Annotated in this window: 10 protein-coding genes; 1 reads left to right on the top strand and 9 read right to left on the bottom strand. The window is 44.0% G+C overall.

Going from position 1 to position 12,902, the window contains the following annotated elements:
• Positions 1 to 418: 418 nt before the first annotated feature.
• The 9 genes from ACNURT_RS06480 to ACNURT_RS06520 form a co-directional block, all read right to left on the bottom strand.
• The gene (locus ACNURT_RS06480) at positions 419 to 1,336 is read right to left on the bottom strand and encodes a helix-turn-helix domain-containing protein (protein WP_419701045.1); all 918 of its coding nucleotides are present in this window, start codon (positions 1,334 to 1,336) and stop codon (positions 419 to 421) included.
• Positions 1,337 to 1,383: 47 nt separating this feature from the next.
• Complete coding sequence (locus tag ACNURT_RS06485) at positions 1,384 to 1,602, bottom strand: LytTR family transcriptional regulator DNA-binding domain-containing protein (protein WP_419701046.1); 219 nt, start codon at positions 1,600 to 1,602, stop codon at positions 1,384 to 1,386.
• Between the two features lie 31 nt (positions 1,603 to 1,633).
• Positions 1,634 to 3,706 (bottom strand): (E)-4-hydroxy-3-methylbut-2-enyl-diphosphate synthase, encoded by a 2,073-nt coding sequence (gene ispG, locus ACNURT_RS06490; RefSeq protein WP_419701047.1) that lies wholly within the window; start codon positions 3,704 to 3,706, stop codon positions 1,634 to 1,636.
• A 90-nt stretch (positions 3,707 to 3,796) separates the two neighbouring features.
• A complete protein-coding gene (locus ACNURT_RS06495; RefSeq protein ID WP_419701048.1) occupies positions 3,797 to 4,408 on the bottom strand; it encodes an RDD family protein in 612 nt (203 codons plus the stop codon).
• A 426-nt stretch (positions 4,409 to 4,834) separates the two neighbouring features.
• Positions 4,835 to 5,842: an MBL fold metallo-hydrolase gene (locus ACNURT_RS06500; RefSeq protein WP_419701049.1), complete on the bottom strand. Its 1,008-nt coding sequence runs from the start codon at positions 5,840 to 5,842 to the stop codon at positions 4,835 to 4,837.
• 673 nt (positions 5,843 to 6,515) lie between these two features.
• Positions 6,516 to 7,346 carry an alpha/beta hydrolase family protein gene (locus ACNURT_RS06505; RefSeq protein ID WP_419701050.1) on the bottom strand — a complete coding sequence of 277 codons (831 nt, stop codon included), beginning with the start codon at positions 7,344 to 7,346 and terminating at the stop codon, positions 6,516 to 6,518.
• Positions 7,347 to 7,817: 471 nt separating this feature from the next.
• Complete coding sequence (locus tag ACNURT_RS06510) at positions 7,818 to 8,615, bottom strand: peroxiredoxin family protein (RefSeq protein ID WP_419701051.1); 798 nt, start codon at positions 8,613 to 8,615, stop codon at positions 7,818 to 7,820.
• A gap of 106 nt (positions 8,616 to 8,721) precedes the next feature.
• Entirely contained in the window at positions 8,722 to 10,248 is a 1,527-nt protein-coding gene (locus ACNURT_RS06515) for a carbon-nitrogen hydrolase family protein (RefSeq protein WP_370993942.1), read from the bottom strand.
• 340 nt (positions 10,249 to 10,588) lie between these two features.
• Positions 10,589 to 10,978, bottom strand: a complete 390-nt coding sequence (locus ACNURT_RS06520; RefSeq protein WP_419701052.1) for a MauE/DoxX family redox-associated membrane protein — start codon at positions 10,976 to 10,978, stop codon at positions 10,589 to 10,591.
• Between the two features lie 166 nt (positions 10,979 to 11,144).
• Between ACNURT_RS06520 and hemA the strand changes: the two genes are divergently transcribed.
• Positions 11,145 to 12,374, top strand: coding sequence for a glutamyl-tRNA reductase (gene hemA / locus ACNURT_RS06525; protein ID WP_370993940.1), 1,230 nt, complete (start codon positions 11,145 to 11,147; stop codon positions 12,372 to 12,374).
• Positions 12,375 to 12,902: the final 528 nt, after the last annotated feature.

A 12,902-nucleotide genomic window follows, 5' to 3' on the forward strand; every position in this document is an offset into this window, starting at 1 on the left:
TGTTAACGAATGGTAAAATAAAACAGGCAGACTTTAAAAAGAGTCTGCCTGTTTTTATGTGTCAATATATAGAGAAGCCTTAAACGGCTGTTGATTTCTTGTATTGATTAAGAATTAATGTTTCCTTAATCAATACGTTTTGATATATGATGGAATTTACAGCGATAAAAGATTATCTGTAAATGACGGTTAAAATTTGATAAGTTTCCCAGTAGAGCTGTAGCAGCCTGCCTTTTAGTAAGTTTAAGTTTTGTTTTTTCATGGCCTTTATTTCTTATTGACATAACAAAGGTACTGTGGATAGTGAGGCGTATCAATCTCAATAAATCGGTTTTAAGAACCAATTTTTCCGATAGAGATGTTTTACCGTCAGGCAAGGGTCATGAAAGGTGTTTTGGATCGAAAAAATCGAAAGGTTTTATTGAACCTGCTTAAACTCCGAAGGATTATACCCCGCAAAGCGTTTAAAAAAACGACTGAAATGTGAGCTGTTATCAAAGTTAAGCCGCTCGGCAATTTCTTTTATGCTAAGGCCCGATGATGATAGCAGGTATTGCGCCTCCAGGAACTGCCGGTTATGGATTACGTGCAGCGCATTTTGACCCGTTTCGTTCTTTACTATTTCGGTTAAATACTTGGCCGATATAAAGAGTTCGTCGGCATATTCCTGTACAGTTTTCATATCCAGGAATCTTTCCTCCACCAGCTTTTTGAATTTATATACCAGTTGATACTGTTTACTCAAATGACGGGTTGAATTCAATAAACAACTTTCGCAGGCACGGTTCATTTCATAGAGCAGATCGGTTAAAAGCAACCGCAGGATCTGTAAATGGAAAGCCCCTTGCTCCCTGCATTCGTCACTGATCTTTTCATACAAAGCCTTTAAGGATGCTACTCCTTCTTTGGGCAGGCCATAAATAGGGGGGTAGTCGGGGTTTACCTCCAGCAGGTTGTCCAGGATGTTTTCTTTCAGAAAGTTATGGGTTAAAAAGTCCTTTTTAAACAACACCTGGTATAATAATAGATCGTCCGAAGCATCCTCAAAAGAAGTAATATATGCCGGTGATACCAGGTGAATGGAGTTAGGGTAAACTTCAAAAACAAAATGACCAACTGTTTTTTTATAGCTGCCGCTGAGACATAAAATAACCGAATAGTAATCTGTTTTAACAGGTAAGCCATACCGTACCCCGTTTTCATTACTCAATACCGCAAAATCTTCCTGGCTCCAATTTTCATTTACAATGCCAAAATCGGGTTTGGCAATATTTGCCGATGTAATGTGGCGTTTAAGCGTTGAGGGGATATCAAAAACAGTTACTTTATTACTCATATGGGATGGTAACATCAAATATAAAGCAAAATTATGATCCGCAGATATTAGTCGATTTGTAAGCGCTCAGCTTTCAGCTTTTTTTGAACATCCTGCTTGTAATTACGGCCTATAGGTAATTCATGACCCGCTACTTCAATACTGTAAGAGTAAAAAGAGTCTATTTTAGTCAGGCCAACAATGAACGAACGGTGAATGCGCACAAATTTATTTTCAGGTAGCAGTTCTTCCAGTATGCTGATCTTTTGCCCAAAATACTTATCCATTCAATAATTCACTAACTCAGTAATTCGCTAATTAATTTTCCTGTTCTACCCAGTTACCATCTTCCTTGATAATACCGATGAGCTCATCAAGCGCGTTTGCCGAGCTGATGTTTTTCTTTACGGCTTCTTTGCCGCGATACAAAGTTACCTTATCGGTACCAGAGCCTACATAGCCATAATCGGCATCGGCCATTTCACCTGGGCCATTCACAATACAACCCATAATGCCAATTTTAAGGCCTTTGAGGTGGCTTGTACGGCTGCGGATCATCTGGGTGGCCACCATTAGATCAAACAGGGTGCGACCACAGCTCGGGCACGATATGTACTCTGTTTTGGAGATCCTGGAACGGGTTGCCTGTAAAATACCAAATGCAGTTGATGTAATAACGTTAGCCGGTAATTCCGGCGCATCTATCCATATCCCATCGCCAAAGCCGTCAACCAGCAAGGCGCCCAGGTCTGTAGCGGCATATAGTTGTAAGTTCTGAGTCTTAAATTCTAAGTCGTTAGTCGGAGAGTCATTTTGATTTTTGACTTTTGACTTTTGATTTTCAAATTCATAGCTCCTTTTTATGATCACGGGTATCTCCAAACCAAGCTCTTCCAGTTTAAAGAAGAAACTGCGCTGATCAGCCATGCCATGCAGCGCCGTTGTTTCCAGTACAAACACCAGCGAATTATCAAAAGGCAGGGAGCCAAACTCGTCCGACTCAATATCGGCAGGTACTATCCTGACCAGGTTTAATTTGGACGAACGGTCGGTACCCGGTGCAATGTATTCAGCTAAGGAAAACACCGGGTGGCAATTGGTTTTATCAGCCAGTTTTTGCCAGGTGTTATAGCTATATAATTGTTTTACATTGCTTGGAAATACAAACGATGGCAATTCATCGGCCAGGTAAACAAAATCAACAGATTGTTCGGCCATGTTGTATTTATCCAACAATGGCGAATACAGGTATCCCGCATCCTTCAAAACAGCCGGATCTTTCAGGTTTTTTGCCGACAGATCAACCACTACCCTTGGCACCATATGCCCGCCAATAAAAGCGTTGGCTTCATAAGTATGGCGTTTTTTGTACTCGTAGGGGGAGTGCTGTTGAGGCGAAAGGTGAAAGGTTAAAGGTGAAAGGTTTTTTTCGTCCGCATTATTATTGTCTTCTGCCTTTCGCCTTTCGCCTTTTGCCTTTTCCCTTAAAGCGTAGCGTTTCACCAGTTCAATGGCCACAGGAGCTTCCGCTTCTGGTTCTTCGGTAAGGGAAACACGTACGGTATCACCCAGGCCGTCTTCTAACAAAGTACCGATGCCTACTGCCGATTTGATACGACCATCCTCACCATCACCGGCTTCGGTTACACCCAGGTGCAGGGGGTAGTTCATACCTTCCGTCACCATGGTATCTACCAGTAAGCGGTAAGCCTGTACCATCACCTGCGGATTGCTCGATTTCATGGAGATCACCAGGTTATAGTAGTTCAGGGTTTCGCACATCCGTATAAATTCCATGGCTGATTCTACCATGCCCTGTGGGGTATCGCCATAACGGCTCATGATACGGTCGCTCAGGGAGCCGTGATTGGTGCCAATTCGCATGGCGGTACCATATTCTTTACAGATGTTAACCAAAGGAGCGAATTTTTTATAGATGCGTTCCAGTTCGCCCTGGTATTCCTGGTCGGTATAATCTATCTGGTCAAATTTCTTTTTATCGGCGTAATTACCGGGGTTTACCCTTACTTTTTCAACTATGCGTGCGGCTACTTCGGCAGCATTGGGGGTAAAATGTATATCGGCCACCAGCGGAACGTTATAACCACGCTGGCGAAGTTGTTTCTTGATCTCGGCCAGATTTTGGGCCTCTTTGATGCTGGGTGCAGTGATGCGTACGTACTCACAGCCGGCATCAACCATACGGATGGATTGTTCTACGGTGCCCATAGTATCCATGGTATCGGTAGTGGTCATGCTTTGGATCCGGATAGGATTATTGCCGCCCATGGGCACATCGCCAATGTTCACCTCGCGGGTAATAAAACGCGAATACTCGGTCAGTGAATTACAATAACGGCCTTGGAGCAATTTAACAGCATCAGTATTCATGCAGTGGATGAATTAATAAGATGCAAATTTAATGAATATAGTCGAATAGCTATTTAAATTTCTATGGGTAACTTATTCTGTGGGTCACTTTTAAAACAGCCTTTCCTTGATCACCAGGGTATTAGCCAGCATATCATGCAGGCATTGCTGTTTTTTATTGAAGAAGGCGATCATGTAACCTAAACAAAACGGCAATGCGGAAATCAGTTTGAGCAAATTACGACTAATAGCCGTGCCTGTACTGATACGGCCACCATTCATATCAACTACCTTGATCCTGAGCATTTGTTTGCCGTAGGTGGCCTGTTTAACCGAACTTTCCATTACTATATGATAGACCACTTTAGCCAGGGGGATAACGCCTAAAATGCTGAAGGATACAATGATCCGCATTTCTTTATCCTGTATAAACAGCAGTACCACGATAAAAGCGATGATCACAAACACCCCGAAAAGTATAAACCAATCCAGCGCCGAAGCCAGCAGGCGCTGATCAAAACTACCATAATACTGCATGAGCAGTGAGGGTTTGGCAAAGCCGAAAAGCGCGCGTAGTTCGGCAATTTCCTGTGCTTCTTTATAATCATCCATTTCGGGAGTTTTTATAAAGTCGGTAGGTTTTACTTTGAGGCTTTTTAGCTGGTCGATGCTAAAAGGGCCTTGCGGTTTGCCTTCAATTACCAGTATGTAGGTTTGAGCCATTAGTCGGGTTTTTTTGAGAAGCGTTTACTTATTTGATTATCGCAAACGCCCGAAGTTACTTTGTTGGATTGAAAAACTTTTTAAACTTCAAATTTTAACACTTTTTAGTCGAAAACAAGGTAAAAAGTCTTAGTTATTGTTCGTTTTAACCGGGCTTTAATGCCATTTTAACACTTTTTAACAAATTTTTAACTGGTTTTGAAAAGTTTAAAAAGTATTAATAAATTGATAGTTAAAATGGTAAATACCAATGATCGGTTTTTGGTCCCTTTTTCCTTTAACAAAACAGCCCGGTTTTCTGGTTAAAGAATCCCGGGCTGTTGCGTATATAAATATACAAAAAATTATGAAGAATTCATCATGTGCTTATGGGGAACTTATACTAAACGGCTGAAATATGTACCCCCTTTTACTATGATTTATCGACTATGAGCTGTATGACAAATACGGTTTCCACCAGTTGGAGGTATACTCACTTTTTACTTCAGTTGGTTCGCCGGGTTTGGGGACAAACAGGTTGATGTTTTTATCTTTTGCCAGATCGGTTAGCCATTCAATAGGTTCGTACCAGGCGTGCGGGGCCAGACTGAAAGTGCCGTAGTGTACGGGCATCATCAGCTTGCCTTTGAGGGCCAGGTGCGCGTTGGAGGCATGATCGGGCCCCATGTGTATGTCGGGCCAGTATTTGCCGTAAGCGCCGATCTCCAATATAGTCAGATCAAACGGACCAAAAGCTTCGCCGATCTCCGCAAAACTGGGCGACCAGCCCGAGTCGGCACCAAAATAAATATTGTGTTTGGGACCCCTGATCACGAAAGACGACCACAAGGTTTCATTACGCCCGGTAATACCCCGACCCGAAAAATGCCTGGCTGGCGTGGCTGTCACCACCAGATCGTTACCGATTACCACACTATTCCCCCAATCCATTTCGGTAATTTTATTTTCGGCAATGCCCCATTTACGCAGGTACTGTCCTACGCCTACGGAGCAATAGAAAGGAATGGCTGATCCCGCGAAAAATTTGATAGTATCCTTATCCAAATGGTCATAATGATCATGCGATATAATAATGGCATCCAGCGGGGGGAGTTCACCCAATGAAAGCGGGGGCTGAAAAAAGCGTTTAGGTCCGATATATTTTGAAAAGGAAACACGTTCGCTCCAAACCGGATCGGTGAGGATACGTTTGCCGTCAATTTCGATCAATATACTGGTATGGCCTATCCAGGTAACGCGCAAGCCCGTGGCCGGCTGATTTTGGTAAATGGTAATGTCGGTTTTAAAAGGACCTAATGTTTTCTTTGGAATATTCTCGGCCTTGTTGTTGAGGTATTGCCGCAGTATGGGGAGCATTTTATCAAAGCCGGCCTCATCGGTTGGTATAACGTTAAGGTATTTTTTTCCTTCTTTTCGTGATCCTTCTAAACTCATGTTAGTTAATAGTATTTCGGTTTAAGATAGGGTTAAGTGTATAAAGTTACGGTAAGTTTTTTCCTGGGGTGTTTATTGACGGTGGAATGACGCTTGGGGGATGGCGTATACCCGCTCTTGGCCGCGGGAGGGCCAGTCACTTTTGTCGCCACAAAAGTAACCAAAAAGGCTGTCAGCAGAAATGCTTCTTTGCAGCACATGGCCTTTACCCCGCAAAGCCGACAGAACCACGGGCTGCAATTATTTGCCCAACTTCGTTCACGCAAAGTCCCGTGCTTCTACAAAACTTGCTATGCCCCTGCAGCCGCACAGACCACCATTGTTCTGCCCACTTTCACCCGAAGCTGTTCTCCTGACGGGGAAAAAGAAGATATTTTGTATGAAAGAGGTTTGTCATTCTGAACGCAGTGAAGAACTATCTCTTGAACGTAGTGAAAAATCTATTATTGGTTATCGCTTCGCTTGACCACCTCTCTTCACCTGCGGCGGAAAGAGGGGAAACCTTTCTCTCCACGCGTCATTGCGAGGTACGAAGCAATCCCCGACTTACAGATCGGCCCTGTATAGCATAGAGATTGCTTCGTACCTCAATGACGTGTTGAGAGAAGAGCTCCTTGTCTTCCCCTCTTTGCGAAGCAGAGAGGGGTGCCGCGCGAAGCGCAGGCGGGGTGGGTCAACCCCGCAGAAATATTATCACCGCATCGCAAAATTCATGTAAAGCGGCAGGTAGCGTGTCTCCACTATAAGGATGCGATGCCCCCAAAACATGGTCGCCACCTTTGATGATCATCAATTGGGTGTTGGGTTGGGCGGTGTGCAGTTCCCGGGCATGCTCCAGTGGTACTGTTGGGTCAATATCACCGTGTACCAGCAACCAGGGTTGTTTTACTTCGGCGGCTTTGGCCTGGATATTCAGTCGTAGAGGATGTTTGTCGAGGTCATCCAGCAGGGTTGATTTGAGTGGCATTTGTTGCCCGGTGCGGGAGTTATGCATGTAAATGATACCCTGCAGGTACCATTGGGCTTCGCTTTGTTTTGTCCACAGGTTACGGAACCCGGATATGGAGGCCATGGTAATCAGTTTTTTGATGCGACTGTCTTCGGCTGATTTAATGATGCTGATGCCTCCACCCATGCTGTGGCCTATTAAAAATACGCCCTCGGCAGCTGCCATGCCCGCGCCGCTGCAGGCAAAATCAATAATGGTATCCAGGTCTTCCAGTTCGATGGAAAAGGTATTGTCGCTAAAGGCGATTAGATCGGCAAAGTCTGTGGGATGATCGGGCGTGGTGCCGTTATGCGAAAAGTTGAATTTGAGGTACCGGAAACCATTACGGGCGAAATGATCGGCCACCAGGTTATGCGTGCCCCAGTCCTTAAACCCTTTAAAGCCATGCGCGAAGATCACTACCGGCGCGTTTTTCAGCGCATCGTTATACGTTACATCAATCAGCATAGGGCGGCCCTTAGCGCCGGGCAGGGTATAATTATCTTTACGGATCATGGGTGGAAATTACGGTTTTTTGCTGGGATGTACACGGGGGATGTACGCGCAAGCATGGCTAATCTTATTTTGCCAGCAACTCTTTTAAAGTAGCTGCCGCTCAGCCTGTGGTCGGTGTTATCACGTACCTCTATTACATATACTTCATATAAGGCGTTATCAAGTTTAGCTATGAGTGGTGCGGTGACAACACCGACCACAGGCTAAAGATTGTCTTTTGGCTAAAGCCAGCAAACACTTTTTATTATCCGTCCCATAAATGGGACGGCAATGAATAGAAAACAGTTGATTGATCTCTCATTGCCGTTGGTTTTAACCAACGGAATACAATTAAATAGTTATGGGCTTTAGCCAAACCCCCGCCAGTTCAAGCGTCTTTCGCTTGAAATATAATGGTTGTAAGCGTCGACGCTTACTTTAAAATAGCATTCAAGCGTGGACGCTTGAATGGGCAAAGTAGCGTTTGCTTTATCATTTCAAAGCCTCATTAATAGTTTTTTTCATCCAGTAGGGTGAGTTTGCGGCAAAGCTTACTGTATGGAACGCTACTTTACCCTCCTTGTCCAATATCACACTGGTAGGGTAAAGATGTATTTTATAGATATCGGCAATAGAACGGCCATCATCGATAATATCAAAATTAAAAGGGATTGTTTTTATAAAAGTTCTGATATCCCAACGGGGATCTAAGGCAACGGCTATAAAAACAACGTTGGGATTGTCCTTATATAGTTCAACCAGTTTATTTAACTCAGGTATTTCTGCCCGGCAGGGCGGGCAGCCAATAAACCAGAAGTTCAGCATCACTACCTTCCCCCTCAGGTCTTTCAGCTTTACTTTTTTGCCATTCATATCAGTGGTACTGAATGTTTCTATTTGCTGGCCAATAGTGAAATTTTCCGATTCCATAGGTTTGGGATACGATGCCATACGTTGCTCTTCTGCTTCCCCGGGCGAAAGGTTTTTTTGACCGGCCGGCATTGTATTGCCTGTATTAACAGTAGCGCTGTATTTACGTAATAGAGCATCTTTTTTAACCAGCTTAAATGCCGTATTGGGGTTGCTCGTATCCTCGGGCATTAAAACATATTCACGTGTACGGGTTAATGCGGTCCATTCCTTATAAGTACATATCTTCCCGGTCGAATCCTTAACAATCGTATTCATGTCTATATTAAACCGCATAGGAACCGTTTTTTTAACTGTGTCCTGTGCCCGAACTATAAGACTTGCGCTTAACAGTAAAAGTATCAGATAAATATTTTTCATGGATGTGACAGACTTAGGTTTCATTATTTCAACAAGGTTTTTATTGATGTTGAATGTAAATATTATTTATATAAGTCGCATTTGATTTATTAAATATTTCGACAAACTATACTTTTTTACCGTTGAATGTAATATTATAAAGATCAGTTCGGCGGTCTTTCAGATTTTGTACGCTGCCGTATTCGTGCAATTCGTCCAGCAAGGAGAGATCCACATCTGCAATCACGATCATCTCGCTGTTGGGTGTAGCTTCCGATTGGATACCGTTGGTTGGGAAGCCAAAATCAGACGGGGTAAACACCGCCGATTGTGCGTAGCTGATCCCCATGTTGTTTACATTGGGCAAGTTACCCACACAGCCCGCAATGGCCACATAACATTCATTCTCCACGGCACGGGCCTGGGCGCAAAATTTCACCCGGTTGTAGCCGTTCTGCGTATCTGTAAGGAAAGGCACAAACAGGATCTGCATATCCTGCCCGGCCAGTATGCGCGACAGCTCGGGAAACTCTACGTCATAACAGATCAGGATGCCTATTTTACCGGCATCGGTTTCAAATACTTTTACCTCGTCGCCGCCGCGCATACCCCATGAGCTGATCTCGGCCGGGGTAGGGTGAATCTTATAAACCTCCTCCATACTACCGTTTCGCCTGAACAGGTAGGATACGTTATACAGCGAATCCTCAAAAATAACGGGCATGCTGCCTGCAATGATATTTACGTTGTAGGATACCGCCAGTTTGGAAAACTCCTCGATAATAGGCTGCGTGTACTTAGCCAGCTCGCGCATGGCCTTGGCCGAATCCATGTGGTTATAATCGGCCATCAGCGGGGTATTAAATAACTCGGGGAACAAAATAAAATCGGCCTGGTAATCGCTTACGGCGTCAATAAAGTACTCGGCATGTTTCAGCAGCTCGCTGATGTTATTGTAACTGCGCATTTGCCATTGTACCAGGCCTATGCGCACCACTGTTTTTTGGTTAATGGCTGTACTTATCTCTTCGTAATACACATTGTTCCACTCAATGAGCGTTGCAAAACCTTTGGAGCGGCTATCCTCGGGCAGATAATTGCGCAACACTTTGCGCACGTGAAAATCATTGGCTAACTGAAACGACAGTGTAGGATCATAGATCTCCTTATATTTTACCTTGTCGATATATTGCCGGGGTGTCAGATCGTTCTGGTATTTCTGATAATTAGGGATGCGGCCACCGGCGATGATGCTTTTCAAATTCAGCTTTTCGCAAAGGGCCTTGCGGGCCTCATACAATCGGCGGGCCAGGCGCAGGCCGCGATAATTGGGATGGATAAAAATATCAATACCATAAAGCACATCGCCTTTATCGGTATGGGTTTTAAAAGTACTGTCGCCGGTTATTTGTTTGTAGGTATGGTTATCGCCATACTTTTGATAGTCGACGATGATAGACAGCGCACAGCCTACCACCACTTCATTAACGGTGATACAGATCTGACCTTCGGGAAACAGTTTGATGAGCCGTTTGATGGAATTGGCATCCCAATAGTCCTCATCCATATCCATATAGGCCGATTTCATTGACTTTTTAAGCTCCTGGTAATCCTGTACTTCCAGGTTACGCATTTCAACACTTTGCAGATCCATAGGTTATTTTTATATTTTTTGTATCTAAAACGGTTTTATGAACATCCGTGACGATTCACCCCGCCGGTGCTTCGCTGGGCGACCCTCTCTTCGCCTGCGGCGGAAAGAGGGTGGAAACTCTTCTCTTCACGTGTCATTGCGAGGTACGAAGCAATCTCCGATATGCAGGTCGGCTCTGTAAGTAGGGGATTGCCACGCTACGCAATGACGGTTTTTTACATATTTGTTCCCCTCTTTGCGAAGCAGAGAGGGGTGACAAGCGCAGCAATATCGGTAGTCAACCCGCTTTGCAATATCTTTGTTCCTTACTCCAAATATCTTTGCTCCCAATGTCTTGCTCCTAAAAATCCTTGCTCCATTCTTTAGTATACCACCATGCCCAGGCTATCAGCACCGGCTGTAACGCCAATCGTATCCAGGCCAGTAATGGTGTTATAGTAAGTTTGCCCAATTTTAGCGGTGCATCGCTTATCATGCTGATGTGTACCGGTAAAAAAGCGATGAGCATGAGTATAATAGTATAAGCCGCCCATGGCCTGGTTTGGCTGGGTATCAGTAACAGGGCCAGCAATATTTCGGCAGCACCCGCAACCATATTAATAACTACCGGGTAAGGTAAATAATGCGGAATGATACGGTAATATGATGTTGGATTGATAAGATGATTGATACCTGCAAGCATATACCCAATTACCAGTATAATCAGGCTTATATTTTTGATAAGATGCATTATGTAATATACATTATTTTGTTAGATATTGTTTTAAGCAGTTTTAATGTTGTTTTACGGTCAGATTTCGTAATTTATAAACATTCTAAATAGCCCTGTATGACAAAGTATTGACACGGGATCTCATTTATAGTGATATTTTTGTTCGGTCAAATTTAAAACTGCTTTGAAGTATTTAAAGGTTATTGCTTTTACACACAAACAGATTGAACTGAAGGAATTAGGTAGATTGGTGGTTTGCCAGGATAATCTGACAGAAAAACTTCAACAGGTAAAAGCTCAATTTGGAATTCCGGAGATATTTTATCTGGCTACGTGCAATCGCGTTGAGTTTGTTATGACAACCCCTAATAAGGTTGATAAGGATTTTGCCCGTAAGTTTATCGAATCATTTAATACTGAATTGTGTGATCATTCGCTGAGTACCTTTATGGATAGTGCTTCTATCTATGAAGATCAGGAGGCTATGATACATCTTTTACGTACTTCATGCTCATTGGAAAGTTTGATAGTTGGAGAAAAGGAAATACTGGCCCAGCTACGTAAGGCTTATGAGCATTGCAAAGAAGCCGGTCTTACCGGCGACGGTTTACGCATGGTGATGAACTGTGTGGTAAAAACAGCCAAAGAGGTTTACACGCATACCAATATCTCTAAAAATCCCATCTCTGTAGTATCATTGGCTTACCGCAAACTGCGCGACCTTAACCTGTGTGCCACAGATGCCCGTGTACTGATCATCGGTGCCGGCGAAACCAACCGCAATATTTCCAAATATCTTAAAAAGCATAAATTCACCAATTTCGCGGTATTTAACCGTACCCTGTCAAAGGCCGCCGAACTGGCATCTGATTTGGGTGGTGAAGCGTTTGACCTGAAGGCTTTAAAAACATACAACAAAGGTTTTGATGTGATCATTACCTGCACATCGGCAGTGGAGCCTCTTATCACTACCGAAATATACCAATCACTGCTTAACGGCGAAACCGGTCGCAAAACAATTGTCGATCTGGCTATACCCAATGATACCGCTCCCGAAGTATTGGAGCAGTTCCCGGTTAACTTTATCGAAGTACATTCGCTTAACGAGGTTGCCAAACGTAACCTGCAGGAGCGCTACCAGGAACTGGTACACGCCGAAGCCATTATTGAGCAAAACATCGCCGAGTTTTTAACCCAGCTAAAACAACGCCGCATTGAAGTAGCCATGCGCCAGGTGCCCGAAAAAATTAAAGAGATCCGCAATACAGCCATCAACTCTGTTTTTGCCGATGAGGTACAGGGTTTGGATGAGCAATCGCGCGAGATCCTGGAAAAGGTGATGAATTACATGGAGAAAAAATATATCAGCGTGCCCATGATCATGGCCAAAGATATATTGATCAACGAAAATTAATCCTACTTTTTTTTAGGTATGTCATTGGAGCGTAGCGCGGCAATCTCCTCATTTGCTTGGCGTATACCCGCTCTTGGCCGCGGGAGGGCCAGTCACTTTTGTCGCCACAAAAGTAACCAAAAAGGCTGTCAGCAGAAATGCTTCTTTGCGCACAAGGCCTTTGCCCCGCAAAGCAAACAGAACCACGGGCTGCTAAACCTTACCTCTACTTTGTTCGCTCATTCCTCTGCTTCGGCAAGGTTTGCTAATGCCCCTACAGCCGCACAAGCCACCATTGTTCTGCCCGCTTTCGCCCGAAGCTTATCTGCTGACGGAAAAAAAGAATTACCTAACAGCATAAAATCACTAATTCGCTAAATCACTAATTCAATAATTAAAAAGCGTTAGGGATAGCAGCGGATACCGGCCATGAGCCTAAGGCCTGCAGGCGTATGAGCCCGTCCGCCGACTGGCGGAAACGCCCGGACAATGTTTAATATCTGCAAACTCCTATTCTTTAGTATCTTATTAGCCTATCTTTCAAAAAAA

Source organism: Mucilaginibacter sp. NFX135, assembly GCF_048565145.1.
Classification (GTDB): Bacteria; Bacteroidota; Bacteroidia; order Sphingobacteriales; family Sphingobacteriaceae; genus Mucilaginibacter.